Source organism: Cellulomonas fimi ATCC 484, from assembly GCF_000212695.1.
Taxonomy (GTDB): Bacteria; Actinomycetota; Actinomycetes; order Actinomycetales; family Cellulomonadaceae; genus Cellulomonas; species Cellulomonas fimi.
On record NC_015514.1, the window covers coordinates 484850 to 505428 of the forward strand.

A 20579-nucleotide genomic window follows, 5' to 3' on the forward strand; every position below is an offset into this window, starting at 1 on the left:
TGCGGTCCGCTCTTGAGCTTTTTGCAGATTCCGTGAGTGGTGGCGCGGTGAGGTACGGCAGCTACATCGACGAGCTCGCGGCAGCTGTTGACGATCTCGCTCCCCGCGCACGGGCTTCCGTCTTCTGGCTGTCGGGATCGGCACTGCGCGCGACGCTGGTCACGCCTCCCAGCTGGCATGACTGGATCGCCGCCGCCAATCATGCTGGATTCGAGTTCGCCACGACCGGCGTGGTGCGTCCAGCCGCCGCCGAGCTCCGGGAGGGGGTGGACACCCCGACGGGTAGCGACGAGTCACAACGGCTGCACTCCACGATCGTGTGCCTCAGCACACCCCTGGCCATCGCTCTCGACCCCAACAGGCGAGTCGGGCCATGGATCGAGCATGCCTTCTGCGCACTCATCACCACGGTCTCTCTCGAGATGACGGGCGACGTCGCCATGCCCGGTGACGACGACGAGCTGGACGAGGTAGTCGCGCAGAGCGTCCTGCAGGACGTCGGGGCCACGTCCGTTCGGTCTCCAGCCTCGCTCGTCGGGCCGAACCGGAAGAGGCGACGCTGCGATCGCTGGCCGAGCAGATGCGCGAGCTCGTTCGGACGGTGTGAGGGTGGCAGCCGATCTGGCGTCACCGGTATCCGAAGACAAGACACTGTGGGAACTCATCGGACTCGTCCGGAGGGCCAGGCTCTGATCTGCGGCGGGATAGCTCGGAGAGACGTCACTCGTCTCAGCAAGTTGTCCGAATCCCCAGCCTGGTGCTCCGAAGGATCTACAGCAGCCTCGGCAGCCCGTACATGAATGCGACGGTGGCGAGCGCGGAAGCGAGGACCGGGTACGCCGTGACGATCCAGAACGCTTCGGGCCACCGACGGCGGGCGTCCTTCAACCGGTTGATGGGCAGGTTGATCCGCGCTGTGGGGACATCGAGTGGTGACCAGCGTGCGCGCATGGCTGTGTCGCCGTCTGTGCTCGTGTCCCGCACGCGAAGGAGCACACCTCCCGTCGTTCCGATGACGAGGTGGTGGTCGACGGCCATGTCGGTGCCCCGCATGCCGCGGTCGAGGAAGGGCACCGTCTGGACGAGCTCGACGCGGGAGATCCGGGCTCGTTCGATGCGCCGCTGACGACCCGCCCGGTTCCTCCACTGGACAGCCTCGGACGTCACGACCGCCCGTTTCCAGTTGGTCCTGGGTGCTCGTGGGTAGTGGGGGCGAGGCATGTCCGGCCGCTGTCCGAGCAGGAGGTCGAGGGCGATGCGTCGGACCCCGGGACGGGTGGGCGCCGCCGATGTTCCTGCCGGGTCGTGTCGAGTCACTTCGGACGCATCGGCATCGACCGTCGCCAACTACATCGTTCACGGGCGCACGCTCGACGGCATGAGCCGCACGATCGGTCGCGCGACAGCGACGGACACGAGCAGTGACGACTCGTGCTCGTGGCCTCGCCACCGCACGCCACGTTCGTAGCGAGCGACTCGCGAGCACCCACCCTCCCCATGCTTCCGTGACACGTACGCACGAACGACGACACGACGATTGGTCGGAGGATCGCAGCAGCAACGGGGCGATCGCCACCTCTGGTGCCCTCGTCCTCGAGCCGTTCCGGGGCCGCGCTGTGCTGCTACCCCGGGTGACACGTCGATGACAACGCGACATCGCGATGACAGGTCGATGATGTAGGTTCGCGCGGATCCTGACGGAGTCGCGACACGAGGGCCAGGCGCTTCGCAGAGCCGTGTCGGTGGCACGTTCGCAGCGGGATGGCGACGTCTTCGTTCCGAAGAGGGCGGCATCCGCTTGTGGTTCGGTACGCCGCAGGGGTCAGACCGTGCGGCCGTGCTCCTCGACCCCGGCGTCCTGGCGCAGGCTCGCGCGGGTGACTTCGACAGCCCACTCGGTTGCGTCGTCGGCCTTCTCGGGGCCGAGCCGCGTCCACGCGACCGCCACGTGCGTTGCCGCGCTCTCGCCGGCGAGGAGGGCGGGCAGCAGCCAGGACAGGCCTCGGGGGTTCTCGAGCGGTCCGTAGGGGTCGTCCCAGGTGAACGATCCCTGCCACGAGAGCGCGTGGAGTCCGGCGCGCAGCTCGTCCTCGAAGGCGTCGTGGTGGGGCCCGCCCACAGTCAGTGTGTGCTCGTCGTCGTCGAAGTGCGTCGCCGCGAGGTGCCAGCCGCCGCCGGGCCCACCCTCCATCCCGTCCGGGAGCTGCGCGTCGACGCGGATCGGTCCGGTGTCGGCCCGGGCGTGCATGCGCCACTCGATGCCCCAGCACGTGCACTGGGGGTGCTCGAGGAGCTCGTTCTCGTAGGTGTAGGGCACGACGAGGGCGTCGACGGTCAGCCCGCCGACGTCGTCCCACCGGGCGGTGCGGGCGCCGGACGGCAGGACCGACGTCGCGGACGGCAGGCCGAGCGGGACGCCGCCGCACGTCAGGGAGATCGCGAGCGGCCCGAGCGGCGTCGCGATCCGCTCGCCGCTGTGCGCGGCGGCGAGGTCGCGCACCTGGTCGTCGGGGTCGTCGACGAGCCGGCGGGCGACGAGCAGCGCCCGTGGCGGGTCGACGACGAACCCGCCTTCCTGGACCAGGGCGTACAGGGCGTAGTGGCGGACGTCGGCGTCCGGGTCGGCGGTCAGGTGCTCCAGGGCGTCGAGCACCTCGGTGGCCGGGTCGTCCGGGTCCGTGAGGTACGGCAGCTGGAACGCGACGGTCGTGCGGACCCCGTCGTCCGGGTGGTCGACCCGGTCGAGGAACCGCCCGACCGCTTCTCGAGCGCCGTTGTAGGCCAGCGCCTGCAACAGGCTCCGCTCCCTCGCCGGGTCGTCCGACCCGTCCAGGAGCCCGAGCAGGTGCGGGACGACCCGGTCGCTGAACGGACGGCGACCCACCGGGTCCGCCGGGCCGAGCTCGCGCAGGACGCTGACGCCCAGCTCCCACGCATCGGGGTCGTCACTCGCCGTCCAGCGCAGCGCCAGGTCGAGCACCTCCGCCGTCGCACGCCGCTGAAGCTCGACCACGTGAGGCACAGGGCTGTCGCCGGTGTCGTGGCGGACCTCCGCCAGCGCGGCCGCGACGACCGCCCCCAGCGACAGGTCGGAGAGTGAGTGCACGACCGCACCGTAGCCGCAGGGCTACACCGGTAGACCGCGCCCTGCCGCCGACAGCCGAACGCGAAACTCGCCACTCCTCCGACAGCCGAACGCGAATTCGCCACTTCGCGTGCGAACCGACACCACAGGTGTAGGAACTCATCGAACGTGTCCGGAGCCCAACCCTTTGACCTGCGGTGGGACATGTAGGTGAGACGGTGCGCGTCTCACCTACATGTCCGATTCCTCGGCCCGGAGCCTCGTCTGGCTCGAAGGACGCTTGCGCCGGTCATGCCGAGAGGCGAGGGCGTTCGAGGCTGCCTGGCGGCACAATCGACTGTGTGCAGACATCCGCGGTTGCTGGCCGCGCCGACATGGCGGCGCGACATGTAAGCATGCAGCTCGCGGCTCCGGGGCCCGTGGACCGCGTCTGGCAGGCGCTGACGGATGGTCGGCACACAGTCAGCTGGCTAGGCCGCCTCAATGTCGAGCGAGTCGTTGAGGGCGGGCACTTCGACCTGTGGCACGACGAGGACGTCAGCTCCCGGCACACCGTCGTGCAGTGGCACCCTCGACGACTGCTGGCTTTGACGTGGGACTTCCCCGAGGAGCACTCGAGTCGCGTCAGCTTTGGCCTCGCCGAGACGAGCGCGTCCACAGCGATGCTCACCGTGCATCACGAGTCCGTGGACGATGCGGTGTCCTACGCCGCCGGCTGGCACCGGCACCTCCAATTCCTCGAGGCGCACCTGCGCGGGCGAGACCTTCCGCTGGGAGAATTCTGGACCGGCTACGACGACCTCGTCGGGCTCTACGGCGCAGATCAGTTCAGCTCCGACGCTCGACCCACCTAACCGCGCAGCGCGGCATCCGCAGATGCCGCGGGCCAGCGCGTCGTCGACTGCCTCGTCACGACGATCAATCGGCTCGTCGCGGTGGTGAAGGTCGCCGCGGCCGCTTGTGCACCGGGCCCTCCTGGACCGCGGACACGCAACCGCGACGGCGGACACACCGAGCGCCGTCGCGGCCGCCCGCAGATCCTCGTCGGCCAGCCGGTCCTGGTGGCGGATCAGCTCACAGCAACGCGAATCGGACAAGCTCAACCGCCTGACGCAGCGGCAGAAGTGCCGAGCCATCTGAGCGTCTTCCCACAGGATCCGCCACGTCTTCCTACAGAGCACCGACTGTAGGAACGCACCGGACTTGTCAGCCGCCAGGCTCTCTGACCTGCGCCGTGACAGCAGCCTCAGACGGCGGCCGTCTCATCTTCGTGTCCAGATCCTCAGGATCACGCCCAGCGCCCGGCGGACCGCGTTCGGACGTGCCTACGCTGCGAGCGGCGGGTGGACCGCCGCTCTCGGCGGGGAGTGCCAGCACCTGAAGGGGCAGCGACCATGGAGTACACACGGCTGGGGCGCTCCGGCCTCAGGGTCAGCCGCATCGGCCTCGGCTGCATGAGCTACGGCGTGGCCGCGACCGGCATGCACCAGTGGACGCTCGACGAGGACGCGGCGGCGCCGTTCTTCCGCCAGGCCGTCGAGGTCGGCGTGACGTTCTGGGACACCGCGAACGTCTACCAGGGCGGCACGTCCGAGGAGTTCGTCGGCCGAGCGATCCAGCGCTACTCCCGCCGCGAGGACATCGTCCTGGCCACCAAGGTCCACGGGAAGATGCACGACGGTCCCGGCGGCAGCGGCCTGTCCCGCAAGGCGATCCTCGAGCAGCTCGATGCTTCGTTGCACCGGCTCGGCACCGACTACGTCGACGTCTACTACATCCACCGCTTCGACGACGACGTCCCGGTGGAGGAGACCATGGAGGCCCTCCACGACGTCGTGAAGGCCGGCAAGGTCCGCTACCTCGGCGCCTCCTCCATGTGGGCCTGGCAGTTCGCCAAGCTGCAGCACACCGCGCGCCTGCACGGCTGGACCCCCTTCGTCGCGATGCAGGACCAGTACAACGTCCTGCGCCGGGAAGAGGAGCGGGACATGATCCCGCTCTGCCTGGACCAGGGCGTCGGCCTGACCCCGTACTCACCGCTGGCGAAGGGCCGGGCTGCACGACCCTGGGGTGAGCAGACGGCCCGGTCCTCGACGGACGCCGTCGCCAAGGCCTTCGACCGGGACGTCGACCAGGCGGTCGTCGATGCGATCCAGCGGGTCGCGGAGGCCCGTGGCGCCTCGATGGCCCAGGTTGCCCTGGCGTGGCTGCTCTCCAAGCCGGTGGTCGCCTGCCCGATCGTGGGTGCCACCAAGCCGCACCACCTCGCCGACGCCGTCGCCGCCCTCGACGTGGACCTCACCGACGAGGAGATCGCCGCGCTCGAGGAGCCCTACACGACCCAGGACAACTACTGGTGGTGACCGGGTAGGCCGCTCGGTGCCGCAGCGGTGGTCGCGCGAGCGGCTGTAGGGACGCGCCATGCATGTCTGCCGTCCAGCGCGGTGAACTCGCTGCGGACAGGCGCGTGGGACGACCGTCGTCTCACCATCGTGTCCAGATCCTCACGCGGGGGGCGCGAGCGGTCAGGCACTGAACCCCGTCATACGGACGAGCCGTGCCGGGACGCCGGCGACGATCGCGTTCGCGGGCACGTCCTTGGTGACGACCGCGCCGGCGCCGACGATGGCGCCGTCTCCGATCGTCACTCCCGGCAGGACCGTGACAGAGGCGCCGAGCCAGGCCCTGCGGCCGATCACGACGGGCGCCGGGACCATGTCGGCGCGACGCGCGGGGTCGGCGACGTGGTTGAGCGTCACGATGGTGGTGCCGTGCCCGATCAGCGTCCCGTCGCCGAGGGTGATGCCGCCGGCGTCCTGGAACCGGCAGCCCATGTTGATGAAGACGTCCTGGCCGAGCGTGAGGTTCTGGCCGAACTCGCAGTGGAACGGCGGGAACAGGGCCACCGAGTCCGCCACGGGCCGCCCCGTGAGCCGGGACAGCAGCGCGCGCACCTCCGCGGGCGTGCGGTAGCCGGAGTTGAGCTCCGCCAGCACCCGCAGCGCGTCCTGGGCCGCGGCGTGCAGGAACGCGTGCTGCTCGGAGCCACCCTCGATGACCGCCCCCCGGGCGACGTGGTCGAGGAACTCCTGCAGCTCCATCACGCCTCCGACCGGGCCGCGGGTGCAGGGTCGGTGGCCCACGACGCGAGCAGGCGCAGGCGCTCGGCCGACGGCGAGCCCGGCTCGGCGGTGTAGACCATGAGCACCTGGCCCGGCTCCGCGGTGATCGCGAGCTCCTCGTAGGCCAGGGTCAGCTCACCGACGACGGGGTGGTGGAACCGCTTGGTGCCCGACCCGTGGGTGCGGACGTCGTGTGCGCCCCATAGCCGGCGAAAGACGTCGCTGCGGGTGGACAGCTCACCGACGAGGTCCTGCAGCCCCTTGTCGTGCGGGTCGCGGCCCGCCTCGGCGCGCATGATCGCCACGCACATCTCCGCGAACAGCTCCCAGTCGGGGTAGAAGTCGCGCGCCGCGGGGTCGAGGAACTGGAAGCGCGCGAGGTTCGGGGCGCGGCCGCCGTCGCCGATGACGGGGGAGTAGAAGGCGCGACCGAGCGCGTTGGTCGCCAGCAGGTCCTGGCGCTGGTCGCGCACGAACGCGACCCCGTCGGTGATCGCGGCCAGGGCCCACTGCAGGCTGGGCCGAGGAGTCGCCGAGCGGGCCGCGCGACGGCGCGGCCGGCCGGACGACGGGATGCCGTCGGCGGCCCGGGCGAGGTCGAGCAGGTGCGCGCGCTCGGTGTCGTCGAGCTGCAGCGCCGTCGCGACGGCGTCCAGGACGGAGGCCGACGCCCCGGCGATCGCGCTGCGCTCGAGCTTGGCGTAGTACTCCACGCTCACGCCCGCTAGCTGTACTCGGCCGTCAGGTTGGTGACAGTCGGCTGACGGGTGGGAGTCCGCCCAGGGCGTTGTGGCGTCGTCGAGTGTTGTAGTGCTCGAGCCAGGGGGCAAGGGCGGCGGCTCGTTCGTCGTTGGTGGTGAAGACCTGCCGGTAGGCCCACTCAGTCTGCAGAGTGCGGTTCAGTCGCTCGACCTTGCCGTTCTGCCAGGGGCAGTGCGGGCGGATGAAGACCTGCTTCGCGCCGAGGTCGGCGGCGACGTCGCGCAGTGACCAGCGGTAGGCCCAGGCGTTGTCGGTCATGATCCGCTCGATCCGGGTGATGCCGTGAGCGGCGAAGTAGGCCGCGGCGCGCGTCACGAACCCCGCGCAGGTGGCGCCTTTCTCGTCCGCGAGGATCTCGGAGTAGGCGAGCCGGGAATGGTCGTCGACCATGGAATGGACGTAGTCGAAGCCGATGGGGTCGTCCCGGTGCCGGTCGGCGACGTCGCGGCCCAGGGCGCGCCAGCCGCCGCCGTCGGGGATGCGCCCGAGCTTCTTGACGTCGACGTGGACCAGCTCGCCGGGCCGGTCGCGTTCGTAGCGGACCGCGGTGGCCTTGCTGGCCCGGACGACCTGGCCGGTCAGCGGGTCCAGGTCGCGCAGCAACGGCATCCCGCGCCGGCGCAGCACCCTGGTGATCGTGCGCGCCGGGACACCCAGGGCCGCGCCCAGCACGTCCGGCCCTGACCGGTCACGTGCTCGCGCCGCGCAGATCGCGTCCTCCAGGGCGGCCGGTGTCCTGCTCGGGCTCGTCCGCGGCCGTGACGACCTGTCCACGAGACCGTCGGCCCCCTCGGCGCGCCAGCGCCGGACCCATCGGTAACCGGTCTGGCGGGCGATCCCGAGCTCGTGGGCGACGTGAGCGACCGGTCGACCCTGATGCACGACGCGGTCGATCAGCAGCTGGCGGCCACGCAGATTCAGTCGGGCGTTAGCGTGAGGCACGAGAACCTCCGGGTGGGTGTGGGCCTTCGACAAGCCACAGCCCAACCGGAGGTTCTCCTGTCGTCAACGGCCCCCGACGTCACCAACGTCCCGGCCGAGTACAGCTAGCGCGGCGACCTCGCTGCGTCGCAGCCCTGGCACCCGCCGGTTCGCCCCGCCGACGACACCGGCGGCCTCCGGGGTCACCTTCGCCCGTCGCGACATGAGGAACTCGCGCACGTCCGCCCGGTTGTCCATACCTCGACCGTAGGACGCCGACAGCCGGCGGGGGAGGCACTGCTGAAAGGTGCACTGCCGGTACACCCCACGTCAGGGACTCCCGCGCCCGCGGGATCCGGCGCAAGGTCGAGGCGAACCAACCCAAGACGAAGGAGAACTCATGCGTGGCGTGATCATGCACGGCCCCGGCGATGTGCGGGTCGAGGAACGCGATGACCCCACGATCGTCGACCCGACCGACGCCATCATCCGGCTGGCCGCGACCTGCATCTGCGGGTCCGACCTGTGGCCCTACCGCGGCGCCGACCCCGTGGACCACGCAACCATGGGCCACGAGTACGTCGGCGTCGTCGAGGAGGTCGGCGCCGAGGTGCGGACGGTCAAGCCCGGCGACTTCGTCGTCGGCTCGTTCGTCATCTCCGACGGCACCTGCGAGATCTGCCGCGCCGGGTACCCGTCCAGCTGCGTGCACCGCATCTTCGTCGACGGCGCCATCGGCACCCAGGCGGAGAAGGCCCGCATCCCGTTCGCCGACGGCACCCTCGTGGCCACCCCCGGCCAGCCCGACCCCGACCTGATCCCGCACCTGCTCGCCGCCTCCGACGTCCTGGGCACCGGCTGGTTCGCCGCCGTCGCCGCACAGGCCGGCCCCGGCAAGACGGTCGCCGTCGTCGGTGACGGCGCGGTCGGGCTCATGGGCGTCCTCGCCGCCAAGCAGCTCGGCGCCGAGCGCATCATTGCGATGTCCCGACACAAGGACCGCCAGGACCTCGCCCGCCACTTCGGCGCGACCGACATCGTCGAGGAGCGCGGCGACGCGGGCGTCGCGCGGATCAAGGAGCTCACCGACGGGCTCGGCGCCCACTCCGTCATCGAGGCCGTCGGCACGCAGGAGTCGATGGTCCAGGCCATCAGCTCCGCCCGCCCCGGTGGGAACGTCGGGTTCGTCGGCGTCACGCACGACGTCGAGCTGCCCGGCCAGCTGCTGTTCTTCTCCCAGGTGCAGATCCTCGGCGGCCCCGCCCCCGTCCGCCGCTTCCTGCCCGAGCTGATCGACCTCATCTGGCGCCGGCAGATCGACCCCGGCAAGGTCTTCGACCTCACCCTGCCCCTCGAGCAGGCCGCCGACGGCTACAAGGCCATGGACGAGCGCCGCGCCACCAAGGTGCTCCTCACCCTCTGACCGGCGACCACAGCGAACGCAAGGACAAGACCATGAAGCTCACGCGAAGCGGCGGCCGGACCGCGCCAGGCCCCGGCGACTGGTTCACCGGCGCCGTCTTCATCGACGCGGTCCGCGATCCGGACCACCAGTCCGCGATCGGCTGCGCTCACGTGCGGTTCGCACCCGGCGCACGCACCGCCTGGCACCACCACCCCAAGGGACAGACCCTCTACGTCACCGACGGCATCGGCTACGTCGCCCGCCGCGGCGGCCAGGTCCAGGAGATCCGCCCCGGCGACGTCGTCCACATCGAGCCCGGCGAGGAGCACTGGCACGGCGCCACCCCCGACCGGTTCATGGCCCACATCGCACTCCAGGAACCCGCCGAAAACGGAAGCGTCGTCACCTGGCTCGAGCACGTCGACGACAGCGACTACAACCGGCTCTGACGGATCCCCGCGCAGCGGGCCTCACCCCCGTGGTAAGGCCCGCTCATCCGTCTCCGAGGCTGCGGAGCCGCCCGTGCGTGGTTCCGCCGCGCACGGCCCCTGGTGGACGCAGCCGCAGAGTCTGCCGGCACCACGGGCCCTCCGAGCGATTCTGCGTCTTCCCGAGCCCTTGGGACGCGACCAGGACTGTGCATGCGTGCGCGCGTGTGCGGGAACACGGCGGGTCGCTTCAGAGTTGAGCCAAGCAGACTCAAGATCGACGGGTCGAGGTTGCGTCACCGGCACGTGCGACGCAGACTTGAGCCCGGCGGACTCAAGAGTGGCCCGCTCGCACGACAGCGATCAGGGCCCCGCAGACCCGGAGCAGCAGAAGGAAGGCACACACATGGCACGAGCAGTCGGCATCGACCTCGGCACCACCAACTCGGTGGTCTCGGTCCTCGAGGGTGGCGAGCCCACGGTCATCGCCAACGCGGAGGGGTCGCGCACGACGCCGTCGGTGGTCGCGTTCTCCAAGACGGGCGAGGTGCTGGTCGGCGAGATCGCCAAGCGCCAGGCCGTCACCAACGTCGACCGGACGATCACGTCGGTCAAGCGCCACATGGGCACGGACTGGTCCGTGGCGATCGACGACAAGAAGTACACGGCGCAGGAGATCTCGGCGCGTGTGCTCTCCAAGCTGAAGCGTGACGCCGAGGCGTACCTGGGTGAGCCCGTCACGGACGCCGTCATCACCGTCCCGGCGTACTTCAACGACGCCGAGCGCCAGGCGACGAAGGACGCGGGCACGATCGCGGGCCTCAACGTCCTGCGCATCATCAACGAGCCCACCGCGGCGGCCCTGGCCTACGGCCTGGAGAAGGGCAAGGAGGACGAGCTCATCCTCGTCTTCGACCTCGGCGGTGGCACGTTCGACGTCTCGCTCCTCGAGGTCGGCAAGGACGACGACGGCTTCTCGACGATCGAGGTCCGCGCGACGTCCGGCGACAACCGCCTCGGCGGTGACGACTGGGACCAGCGGATCGTCGACCACCTCGTCTCCGAGGTGAAGAACACGACGGGCGTCGACCTGTCGAAGGACAAGATCGCCCTGCAGCGTCTGCGCGAGGCGGCGGAGCAGGCCAAGAAGGAGCTGTCGTCCGCGACGGCCACCAACATCTCGCTGCAGTACCTGAGCATGAGCGAGAACGGCCCGGTCCACCTGGACACCAAGCTCACGCGCGCGCAGTTCCAGCAGATGACGCAGGACCTCATCGACCGCACCAAGGCGCCGTTCCACTCGGTCATCCGTGACGCGGGCATCAAGCTCGACCAGATCGACCACGTCGTGCTCGTCGGCGGCTCGACCCGCATGCCCGCGGTGACCGAGGTCGTCAAGGAGCTCACGGGCGGCCAGGAGCCCAACAAGGGCGTCAACCCGGACGAGGTCGTGGCCGTCGGTGCCGCGCTGCAGGCCGGTGTCATGAAGGGCGACCGCAAGGACGTCCTGCTCATCGACGTCACGCCGCTGTCGCTCGGCATCGAGACCAAGGGCGGCGTCATGACGAAGCTCATCGAGCGCAACACGGCGATCCCGACCAAGCGCTCGGAGATCTTCTCCACGGCCGAGGACAACCAGCCTTCCGTCCTCATCCAGGTGTTCCAGGGCGAGCGTGAGTTCGCGCGGGACAACAAGCCGCTCGGCACGTTCGAGCTCACCGGCATCGCGCCGGCGCCGCGTGGCGTGCCGCAGATCGAGGTCACGTTCGACATCGACGCGAACGGCATCGTGCACGTGTCCGCCAAGGACCGCGGCACGGGCAAGGAGCAGTCGATGACGATCACCGGCGGCTCGGCCCTCCCCAAGGAGGACATCGACCGCATGGTCAAGGAGGCCGAGGAGCACGCGGCCGAGGACAAGAAGCGCCGCGAGGACGCCGAGGCCCGCAACTCCGCCGAGCAGCTCGTCTACTCGACCGAGAAGCTCCTCGTCGACAACGCGGACAAGCTGCCCGACGAGGTGAAGACCGAGGTCCAGGCCGCGGTCGGCGAGCTCAAGACGGCCCTCGAGGGCACCGACGTCGACGCCGTCAAGGCCAAGACGCAGCACCTCGCACAGGTCAGCCAGAAGATCGGTGAGGCGATCTACTCGCAGCAGCAGTCCGCCCCCGCGGGCGCGCCGGCCGACGAGCAGCCCGCCGCGGCGTCGTCCTCCGACGAGGACGTCGTCGACGCCGAGATCGTGGACGACGAGGACGACAAGAAGTGACGCAGGACAAGGACCGTCCGGAGGCGGGGTCGGGCCAGCCCGACCCCGCCGAGGGGGCGCCCCGGTTCACCGACAAGCGCCGTATCGACCCGGAGACGGGCCAGGTGCGGCAGCCCACACCGGAGGAGCAGGTGCTCGCGGACGCTGAGACCATCGCCCAGGGGGCGGAGGAGGAGGTCGTCCTCGAGGGCCTGATCGAGGCGCAGAAGCTCGCGGCCGAGCGGCTCGAGGAGCTGCAGCGCGCGCAGGCGGCGCACTACAACCTCGAGCAGCAGTACTCCGCCTACGTGAAGCGGTCGAAGGCCGACGCCCTCGCCGCGCACGACCGGGGGATCGCCGCGCTCGCGGAGGCGCTCATCCCGGTGCTCGACGACATCGAGCTCGCCCGCCAGCACGGTGACCTCAGCGGCCCGTTCGCGTCGATCGCCGAGAAGCTCACGGCGACCCTGCAGCGGTTCGGCGTCGAGCAGTACGGGCAGGCCGGCGAGGCGTTCGACCCGGTGGTGCACGAGGCGCTCATGCACTCGCACTCCGCCGACGTCACCGAGCCGACCGTGCAGATGGTGCTGCAGCACGGCTACCGCACGCCCGAGCGCATCCTGCGCGCGGCGCGCGTCGCCGTTGTCGACCCGGAGGGCTGACACGATCATCACCACCAGGAGGGAGGCGCCGTGACCGGGCAGGACTGGCTCGAGAAGGACTTCTACGCGGTTCTCGGCGTCCCCAAGGACGCCGACGCCACGACGATCAAGAAGGCGTACCGCAAGCTCGCGCGCAGCATGCACCCGGACCACAACCCGGGGGACGCGTCCGCGGAGGCGAAGTTCAAGGAGATCGGCGAGGCCTACGCGGTCCTGTCCGACACCGAGCAGCGCCAGCAGTACGACCAGCTGCGTGCCATGGCGGGCGGCGCCCGCTTCACGGCGGGTGGTCGTGGCGGCGGCACCGCCGGGTTCGAGGACCTGTTCGGCGGCATGTTCGGCGGGGCCAACGGTCCCGGCGGGCGCGTGCGCTACACCACGTCGGGCTCGGGCGCGCCGGCCGGTTTCGAGGACCTGCTCGGCGGCCTGTTCAACCAGGGCGGCGGCTTCGGCGGTGCGCGCGGCCCGCAGCCCGGCGCCGACCTCGTCGCCGAGGTGACCCTGCCGTTCCGGCAGGCCACCGAGGGCTCGACGGTGTCGCTCACGGTCGACGGCAAGACCGTCAACGCGCGCATCCCTCCCGGAGTGCGCGACGGGCAGAAGATCCGCCTGCGCGGCAAGGGCCGGACCGGCGACGTGGGCGCCCCCGCGGGCGACCTCGTCATCACCGTGCACGTCACGCCGCACCCGGTGTTCTCCGCCGACGGACCGCACCTGCGGATCACCGTCCCCGTCGCGTTCGACGAGGCCGCGCTCGGCGCGACCGTCGAGGTGCCCACGCTCGACGGCGGGACCGTCAAGGTCCGCGTCCCCGAGGGCACCCCGTCGGGGCGTGTCCTGCGGGTCAAGGGCAAGGGCATCACGACCGGCTCGACGACGGGCGACCTGCTCGTCACCGTGCAGGTCGTCGTGCCGCAGCGGTTGTCCGCCGCGGCGCGGGAGGCCGTGCAGGCGTTCGGCATCGCGACGTCCGGCGAGGACGTGCGGGCCGACCTGATCCAGTCCGCGAGGAAGTGACCGGCGCGTCGCCGGACGGCACCCCCGTCCGGCGACGTGACCGCGGGGGCACGACGGAGCGCGACGACGACGGGCACGGCCCGCGACGAGGTCCGCGACGAGGACGGCAGCAGCGGGTGACGACGGTCGCGAGGGCGACGTGCACGGCGTCCGGGGCGACGAGCGAAGGCGGTGAGGTGACGTGGTGGCGGACGACGCGAAGGTCTACGTGATCTCCGTGGCCGCCGAGCTCGCGGGCATGCACCCGCAGACGCTCCGGCAGTACGACCGGCTCGGGCTGGTGTCCCCGGGGCGCACGAGCGGTCGCGGCCGCCGCTACTCCCTGCGCGACATCGCCCTGCTGCGCGAGGTGCAGCGGCTCTCGCAGGACGAGGGCGTGAACCTCGCCGGGATCAAGCGGATCCTCGAGCTCGAGGCCGAGGTCGACACCCTGCGCCGCCAGGTCGAGTACCTGCGCGCGTTCGTCGAGCCGGGCCGCCGCGTCTTCACGGCCGACCCGCGCGGCGACGTCGTCGCCGTCCAGCGCCGCGCCCGCGAGGCCCGCCGCCGCCCCTCGGAGGACACGGGCGCCCTGGTCCTCTGGCGCCCCCGCCCCTGACGGGTCCGCTCCCGGACGACCCTCTCGGGCTCCACCGGCCCTGCGACCCCCTGGCCCACCCGACCGTGCGTCGAGCGTGAGTCTGCGCCGAGATCGCGAGCTCGCGTCACGATCGCGAGCTCGGACTCGCGGGGTCGGCGTGACCTCACGATCTCGGCGCGTGCGGAGCGCGAGGGCGACTCGGGTCGGGCGGCGCCGGGCCGGGTGGGCGCGCGCAGGCGGGAGGATGGGGGCGTGCTGACCGCGCTCGGGATCGATGTCGGGACCACCAACACCAAGGTCGTGCTCGTCGACGTGCTGACGCCGTCGGTCCTCGCCGTCGCGTCGGCGCCCACGCCCGCACCTTCCGACATGGCGGGCGTGCTGGCCGGCCTCGTGGGACGGGTGCTGCGCGCGCCGGGGGAGGGGCCCGCGCCGGTCGCGGTCGGGATCGCGTCGATGGCCGAGACCGGCGTCCCGCTGACGGCGGACGACCGCCCGCGCGGCGACTGGCTGCGCTGGGACGGGCACCGCGCCGGTGCGGAAGCGGCAGCGCTCGCGGCGCGCATCGGCCGGGAGGAGCTGTTCGCGGCGACGGGTGTGCGGGCGAGCGCCAAGATCCCGCTCGCGACGTGGGAGTGGCTGCGCACGCACGAGCCGGACGCGCTGCACGCAGGCGCCGGCCGGTGGGCGGGCGCGGCGGACCTCGTCGGGCTGCTGCTCACGGGCCGGCTCGCGACGGACCACACGCTCGCCGGTCGCACCGGCGCGTACCGCCTCGGCCGGCCGGGAGCGCTGCCGGCGGCCTTCGACCCGGACCTGCTGGCGGAGGTCGGTCTCGTCCTGTCGCGGGTCCCGGACGTGCTGGCGCCCGGCGAGCTGCTGGGCACGGTCGTCGACGGGCCGTTCCCCGCCGCCGGTCTGCCGGCGGGCACCCCGGTGACGATCGCCGGCCACGACCACCCCGTCGGCACGTGGGCGGCCGGGGTGCGCGAGCCCGGGCAGTCCGCCGACTCCGTCGGGACGGCGGAGGCGGTGTGCTCCGTGCTGGTCGCCGACCCCGAGCCCGGACCGGTCGCAGCGGCGGGCATGAGCCTCGTCCGGACCGTCACCGGTGCGCACCCGGCGCTGCTCGCCGGCTCGTCGAGCGCGGGCGGCGCGGTTGCGTGGTGGCTCACGGCCCACGCCCCCGACGCCGACGTGGACGCTCTCATGGCCGAGGTCGAAGCGCTCGGGGACGCGCCCCTCGACCCGTTCGTGCTGCCCTACGTGCACGGCCGCCAGACGCCCGCACCGGACGCGGCCGCGACGTTCCGGCGCGTCGGCGAGGCCGCCGAGCGCCCACCGCGCGACGAGGCGTTCGCGCTCCTCGCGGGACTCTCGCTCCAGGCCCGGTGGATGCTCGACGAGCAGGGCCGCCTCGCCGGGACCGCCGCCGCGACGTCCCTCACCGTGCTCGGCGGGCCCATGGCGGCGAACCCGGCGTGGCGGCGGCTCAAGGCGCGCGTGACGCCGGTGCCGGTCCGGCTTGTCGCGGAGGCCGAGCCCGTTGCCGCAGGGGCGGCGCTGCTCGCGGCACAGCGCGTCGGGGCCGTGGACGAGGCACCGGCGCTGCCCTCGGTCGACGTGCCCGGCCCGTCGGGACCGGAGGGGCGCGACGTCGCAGCGGCGTTGGCGCGCTTCGTCGAGGCCGCGACGGCGGGCGTTCACGCGTCCTGACGTCAGCAGGCCCGGTCGACGTCAGCAGGCCCAGTCGAACGCGTCGGACTCGAGGTCGACCTGCGCGCTCCCGGAGCCGAAGTTCATGCCCGGCAGCTCGTCGAGCTCCAGGTAGTACGGGGTGAACCCGGGCTGCAGCGCCTGGATGGGGAAGGCCGTGCCGCCCAGGTGGCTCGGCGCCAGGGCCTGCGCCCAGGGCAAGAGGTGGAACCCGTCGTCGAACGGCGTGACGAAACCGGGCGTGCTCGCCGCGTCGAGCGCGTCGACCGGCACGTGGCCGGCGTTGAGGTCCGGACGCCCGAGCAGCCAGACGCGACGTGTCGGCTCCTGCGTGTCCCAGGCGTTCGGGCCCTCGTCGTCCGGTCCGTGCGTGCCCGGCCCGCGGGGGTCGGCGGGCGGCGGCGTCGGACCGGCGTCGTACTCGTCCTGCGTGAGCCGCACGAGGGCGAACTCCCCGTCGATGATGTCGACGCGCCGAGCGAGGTGCGGGTGGTCGACGGCGCGTGCGAGATCGACGACGAACGGGTCGTCGGGGTCGTCCACGCCACGCGGTGCGGCGAACTGACCCTCTCCCTGGAAGAACGCGACGGCGGGCAGGTCCGGCCCTCGCCGTCGGAACTCGGGCGGCAGCAGGAGGGTGATCCCGTGGAACATCGGCAGCCCGGTCTGGGTGCCCCGGGGCCACGTGGTCGGGTCGATGCCGGGTCCGGCGCTCCCGATCCACCCGTCGGCCGGTCCCGCCGGACGGGCCTGGGCCGCGGGCCGCCGCGGGTGGTCGGCGATCCCGTCCGGCACCTCGAACCACAGGTCGTACGCGTTCACCGGCCCCCCTCCGTGCCGAGGTGCGCGGACAGCGACCGCATCGTGCTGACGAACGCCGTCTCCAGGTCGACGTCGTACGCGTCGGCGAGGGTCAGCACCGACCACAGGCAGTCGGCGAGCTCGTGCGCGAGGGCCTCGTCGAGGTCGTCGCGCGGCCGCACGCCGGCCTTGCCCTGGACGAGCTTCGCGAGGTCGCCGACGTCGCCGAGGAAGCCCAGCATGATCTCCTCGCGCGTCCACGACCGCCCGTACCGCGCGGTCTCGACGGCGGCGTACCGGGCGCGCACGTCGCGGGCCATGTCCTGCAGCTCCTGGAGGTCCACGCGCCGACCGTAGCCGCTGGCTCGGGCGACGCGGTGGGGTTCAGGCTCCGAGCGGGACGGGCCGGCGCACGTCCGGTCCCGCGCCGGCGACGGCCGCGGGGAGACGGACGGTGAACGTGGTGCCGCCGCCGGCCGTGGGCGTCACGGCGAGGGTGCCGCCGTGCGCGGTGACGACGGCGTGCGCGATGGACAGGCCGAGCCCGGTCGACCCGGACGCGCGGTTGCGGGAGGCGTCGCCGCGCACGAACCGCTCGAACAGGCGCGAGCGCAGGTCGGCCGGGATGCCGGGGCCGTCGTCGGCGACGTCGAGCCGCACGTCGGGCCCGTCGTGCGCGACGCGGACCGTCACGGCCGTGCCGGGGGGTGTGTGCAGGCGCGCGTTGGACAGCAGGTTCGCGAGCACCTGCCGCAGCCGGTGGTCGTCCCCGACGACGAGCGCCCCGGCGGCGTCGAGGTCGAGGTCCGCCCCGGTGTCGGGGCCGCCCGTGGCCGGGCCGCCCGCGGCCGGGCCGGTGAGGCCGGACAGGTCGAGCGACCAGCGGTGGTCCGGACCGGCCGCGTGCGCGTCCGCGACGGCGTCGACGGCGAGCTCGACGACGTCCACGGGCTCGGTGTCGAGCGGGCGGCCCGCGTCGAGCCGGGCGAGCAGGAGCATGTCCTCGACGAGCCCGGTCATCCGCCGCGACTCGGACTCGACGCGGCCCATCGCGACGAGCGCCTCGGGCGGGAGGTCGTCGGGCAGGCGGCGCACGAGCTCGGCGTACCCGCGGATCGACGCGAGCGGGGTCCGCAGCTCGTGCGACGCGTCGGCGACGAACTGCCGGACCTGCGACTCCGACGCGTGCCGCGCGGCGAGCGCACCCTCGACGTGCCCCAGCAGGCGGTTGAGCGCGGCCCCGACCTGGCCGACCTCGGTCGCGGTGTCGGTGTCGGCCGCGGGCACCCGGTCGGCCAGCACGACCTCGCCGCGGTCGAGCGGAAGCCGCGCGACGCGGGCGGCGGTCGCGGCGACGCGCGTCAGCGGCCGCAGCTCGCGCCGGACGAGGACGAGCCCGACGGCGGCGGCGGCCAGGACGGCCAGCAGCGCGACGACGACGACCATCGCGACGTACGGGGTGAGGGTCGCGGTCACGGCGTCGGTGGGCATCGCGGTGACGACGACGTCGCCGCCGGGCGACAGCGTCGCGAGCGCGCGGTAGGCGCCGGCGCCGTCGAGGTGCACGGACCGGACGGTGTCGTCGGTGGGCAGCGCGAGCAGCGTCGCGGTCGCGGACTCGCTCAGCACGTGCGACTCGCCGTCGTCGGTGTAGTAGAGCGCCGACACGGCGGCGGGGTCGGCGCCGGGCTCCGCGACGACGTGCACCGTCCCGGGCCCCTGCCCGGGCAGGTCGACGCCGCCGGGGCCGGGGGCGCGCCGCAGCACGTCCTCCTCGCCGTCCGTGCCGTCCCCGATCCCGCCGCCGACGGTCCGGTCAGGTCCGGCCTCCATGACGGCACGCCCGTGCGCGGCCTGGATCCGGTCGTCGAGCTGCCCGACGAGCGACGCGCGCAGCGCGAGGGTCGTCACCGTGCCCATGGCCACGGCGACGACGGCGACGAGCGTCACGACGAGCGCGACGAGGCGCCGCCGCAGGGTCCAGCGCGGCAGGGCGCCGGGGGAGACGCGGCGGCGCAGGTCCGCGAGACGGGGGCCGGACCGGTCCGCGCGCGTCGGGCCCTGGTCGCGCCCGGGGCCGCGGGCCTCGGGGGCCGTCGGTGCGGTGCTCCCGGTCACGCCGGCTTCAGCACGTAACCGACGCCGCGCAGCGTGTGCAGCATGGGCTCGCGGCCCTTGTCGATCTTGCGGCGCAGGTAGGAGACGTACAGCTCGACGATGTTCGCCTGCCCGCCGAAGTCGTACTGCCACACGCGGTCGAGGATCTGCGCCTTGGACAGGACGCGCCTCGGGTTGCGCATGAAGTAGCGCAGCAGCTCGAACTCGGTGGCGGTGAGGCGGATGTCGTCGCCGCCGCGCGTGACCTCGTGCGAGTCCTCGTCGAGCGTCAGGTCGCCGACCACGAGCACCGCCTCCTCGCGCGCGGAGACCGCGCCCGCGCGGCGCAGCAGGGCCCGCAGCCGGGCGACGACCTCCTCGAGGCTGAACGGCTTCGTCACGTAGTCGTCACCGCCTGCCGTGAGGCCGGCGATGCGGTCCTCGACGGCGTCCTTGGCGGTGAGGAACAGGACGGGGACGTGCGGGTGGGCGGCGCGGATGCGACGCAGGACCTCGAGCCCGGTGAGGTCGGGGAGCATGACGTCGAGCACGATGACGTCGGGCGTCGTCGCGCGGGCCTGGCGGACCGCGGCGTGCCCGGACAGCGCGTGCTCGACCGTCCAGCCCTCGTAGCGCAGGGCCGTGGACAGGAGCTCGGCGAGGGTGGGCTCGTCGTCGACGACGAGGGCGCGGACGGGGGAGCCGTCGGCGCGGGTGAGCGTGTCGGGGCGGCGCACGGTCGAGGTCGTCATGCGGTCGATGGTGCGGCGGCGACCTTGGCGCGCCCTGACCCGTTCCTGTGAATCCCCTGAGCGCCGCGCCCTCGCCGAGTTCGTCCTCTGGGGTCGAGTTCGTCACCTCCAGCTGACGAACTCGCCTGGAGCTGACGAGCTCGACGGCAGGTGTGGGGGTGAGGCCGGGGCGAGGGGGACGGGCGGGTGAGGAGGAGAGAGGCGGGTGGGGTGGGGGTCAGGTGAGGGGGCGGGGGCGGGCGTCACCGGCGACGGCGGCGGCGAGGATCGCCTCGATCGCGAAGGCGGTGGCCTCGGGCAGGTCGACGGTGTCGTCGAGCAGCCACTGCACCTGCAGGCCGTCCATGACGCCGATGATCGCGCTCGCGGCACGCTGCGCGACGTCGGTGGGAACGCTCCCTCCGCCCACCTCGACGACGGCGTCCGCGATCTCGCCGCGCAGGACGTGGAAGCGGTCGGTGACCCAGGCGCGCGCGGGGTGGTTCTCCGTGACGGACTCGCCGGTCAGGACGGTGTAGCCCTGCACGATCCCGCGGCGGTCGGCGTTCATGCGCGCGGTGCGGACGAGGTGCCGGAAGAGCTCGAGCCCGCCGGGGATGTGCTGCCCCTCGAGGTCGCGCACGTCCTCCTTGTCGCGGTACTCGAGCACCTCGACGAGCAGCTGCTCCTTGGACCCGAAGTGGTGCAGGACGCCGGCGTGCGTGATGCCGACCTGCTCCGCGACCTCGGCGAGGGAGCCGGTCTTGTACCCCTTCGTGCCGAACGTGTGCGCGGCGGCGCGCAGGATCTCGGCGCGGCGCTCGACGGTCGCCTGGCGCGGTCGGCGGGTGCGTCGGGGCGTCGTGGGCCCGGCGGCGGCGGGAGCGGCGGGGGGAACGGCCTCGTCCATGGTCGAAACCATACTGTGACCATCCCGCTTACTAACAAGTCAGTAAGTTGTGCTCTACTGCCGCTGACGGCAAGGACGACGTCCGGACGGAGCA

At 72.5% G+C, this 20579-nt stretch carries 18 protein-coding genes and 2 pseudogenes; 9 read left to right on the forward strand and 11 right to left on the reverse strand.

What is annotated here, in order from left to right:
- Window positions 1–771: 771 nt before the first annotated feature.
- Complete coding sequence (locus tag CELF_RS02220; RefSeq protein WP_041553315.1) at window positions 772–1167, reverse strand: hypothetical protein; 396 nt, start codon at window positions 1165–1167, stop codon at window positions 772–774.
- Window positions 1168–1822: 655 nt separating this feature from the next.
- Window positions 1823–3106 carry a HEAT repeat domain-containing protein gene (locus CELF_RS02225; protein ID WP_013769619.1) on the reverse strand — a complete coding sequence of 428 codons (1284 nt, stop codon included), beginning with the start codon at window positions 3104–3106 and terminating at the stop codon, window positions 1823–1825.
- Window positions 3107–3426: 320 nt separating this feature from the next.
- Here CELF_RS02225 and CELF_RS02230 point away from each other — a divergent pair, with 320 nt between their 5' ends.
- Complete coding sequence (locus tag CELF_RS02230) at window positions 3427–3939, forward strand: SRPBCC domain-containing protein (protein WP_013769620.1); 513 nt, start codon at window positions 3427–3429, stop codon at window positions 3937–3939.
- A gap of 540 nt (window positions 3940–4479) precedes the next feature.
- Window positions 4480–5448: an aldo/keto reductase gene (locus CELF_RS02235; RefSeq protein ID WP_013769621.1), complete on the forward strand. Its 969-nt coding sequence runs from the start codon at window positions 4480–4482 to the stop codon at window positions 5446–5448.
- A gap of 162 nt (window positions 5449–5610) precedes the next feature.
- Here the strand turns inward: CELF_RS02235 and CELF_RS02240 are convergent, their stop codons facing one another.
- From CELF_RS02240 to CELF_RS21065, 4 genes and pseudogenes are all read right to left on the reverse strand, one after another.
- Window positions 5611–6186 carry a DapH/DapD/GlmU-related protein gene (locus CELF_RS02240; protein WP_013769622.1) on the reverse strand — a complete coding sequence of 192 codons (576 nt, stop codon included), beginning with the start codon at window positions 6184–6186 and terminating at the stop codon, window positions 5611–5613.
- Window positions 6186–6935: pseudogene (locus tag CELF_RS02245) on the reverse strand (MmyB family transcriptional regulator); the annotation flags it as partial. The gene CELF_RS02240 and the pseudogene CELF_RS02245, both read right to left, overlap by 1 nt.
- Window positions 6936–6948: 13 nt before the next feature.
- Complete coding sequence (locus CELF_RS02250) at window positions 6949–7911, reverse strand: IS481 family transposase (protein ID WP_083835766.1); 963 nt, start codon at window positions 7909–7911, stop codon at window positions 6949–6951.
- Window positions 7912–8013: 102 nt separating this feature from the next.
- Window positions 8014–8148, reverse strand: a pseudogene (locus tag CELF_RS21065) (transcriptional regulator); the annotation flags it as partial.
- Window positions 8149–8290: 142 nt separating this feature from the next.
- Between CELF_RS21065 and CELF_RS02260 the strand changes: the two are divergent.
- The 7 genes from CELF_RS02260 to CELF_RS02290 all read left to right on the forward strand — a co-directional run bounded on the left by CELF_RS02260 (window position 8291) and on the right by CELF_RS02290 (window position 15946).
- On the forward strand, window positions 8291–9313 hold the full coding sequence (locus CELF_RS02260) for a zinc-dependent alcohol dehydrogenase family protein (protein WP_013769625.1): 1023 nt from the start codon (window positions 8291–8293) through the stop codon (window positions 9311–9313).
- A 32-nt stretch (window positions 9314–9345) separates the two neighbouring features.
- Window positions 9346–9744 (forward strand): (R)-mandelonitrile lyase, encoded by a 399-nt coding sequence (locus CELF_RS02265; protein ID WP_013769626.1) that lies wholly within the window; start codon window positions 9346–9348, stop codon window positions 9742–9744.
- A gap of 385 nt (window positions 9745–10129) precedes the next feature.
- Window positions 10130–11992: a molecular chaperone DnaK gene (dnaK, locus tag CELF_RS02270; protein WP_013769627.1), complete on the forward strand. Its 1863-nt coding sequence runs from the start codon at window positions 10130–10132 to the stop codon at window positions 11990–11992.
- Entirely contained in the window at window positions 11989–12633 is a 645-nt protein-coding gene (gene grpE, locus CELF_RS02275; RefSeq protein ID WP_013769628.1) for a nucleotide exchange factor GrpE, read from the forward strand. Before dnaK ends, grpE begins: the two co-directional genes overlap by 4 nt.
- Window positions 12634–12663: 30 nt before the next feature.
- Window positions 12664–13650, forward strand: coding sequence for a DnaJ C-terminal domain-containing protein (locus CELF_RS02280; RefSeq protein ID WP_013769629.1), 987 nt, complete (start codon window positions 12664–12666; stop codon window positions 13648–13650).
- A gap of 184 nt (window positions 13651–13834) precedes the next feature.
- Window positions 13835–14248 (forward strand): heat shock protein transcriptional repressor HspR, encoded by a 414-nt coding sequence (locus tag CELF_RS02285; protein WP_041553715.1) that lies wholly within the window; start codon window positions 13835–13837, stop codon window positions 14246–14248.
- 234 nt (window positions 14249–14482) lie between these two features.
- Complete coding sequence (locus CELF_RS02290; RefSeq protein ID WP_013769631.1) at window positions 14483–15946, forward strand: FGGY-family carbohydrate kinase; 1464 nt, start codon at window positions 14483–14485, stop codon at window positions 15944–15946.
- Window positions 15947–15967: 21 nt separating this feature from the next.
- Here CELF_RS02290 and CELF_RS02295 read toward each other — a convergent pair whose 3' ends face one another.
- From CELF_RS02295 to CELF_RS02315, 5 genes are all read right to left on the reverse strand, one after another.
- Complete coding sequence (locus CELF_RS02295; RefSeq protein WP_013769632.1) at window positions 15968–16768, reverse strand: hypothetical protein; 801 nt, start codon at window positions 16766–16768, stop codon at window positions 15968–15970.
- Window positions 16765–17091, reverse strand: a complete 327-nt coding sequence (locus CELF_RS02300; RefSeq protein ID WP_232014289.1) for a MazG nucleotide pyrophosphohydrolase domain-containing protein — start codon at window positions 17089–17091, stop codon at window positions 16765–16767. Before CELF_RS02300 ends, CELF_RS02295 begins: the two co-directional genes overlap by 4 nt.
- A gap of 40 nt (window positions 17092–17131) precedes the next feature.
- Window positions 17132–18865: a sensor histidine kinase gene (locus CELF_RS02305; RefSeq protein ID WP_013769634.1), complete on the reverse strand. Its 1734-nt coding sequence runs from the start codon at window positions 18863–18865 to the stop codon at window positions 17132–17134.
- Window positions 18862–19596 carry a response regulator transcription factor gene (locus CELF_RS02310; protein ID WP_013769635.1) on the reverse strand — a complete coding sequence of 245 codons (735 nt, stop codon included), beginning with the start codon at window positions 19594–19596 and terminating at the stop codon, window positions 18862–18864. The genes CELF_RS02305 and CELF_RS02310 overlap by 4 nt, the downstream gene beginning before the upstream one ends.
- Before the next feature lie 217 nt (window positions 19597–19813).
- On the reverse strand, window positions 19814–20497 hold the full coding sequence (locus CELF_RS02315; RefSeq protein WP_013769636.1) for a TetR/AcrR family transcriptional regulator: 684 nt from the start codon (window positions 20495–20497) through the stop codon (window positions 19814–19816).
- Window positions 20498–20579: the final 82 nt, after the last annotated feature.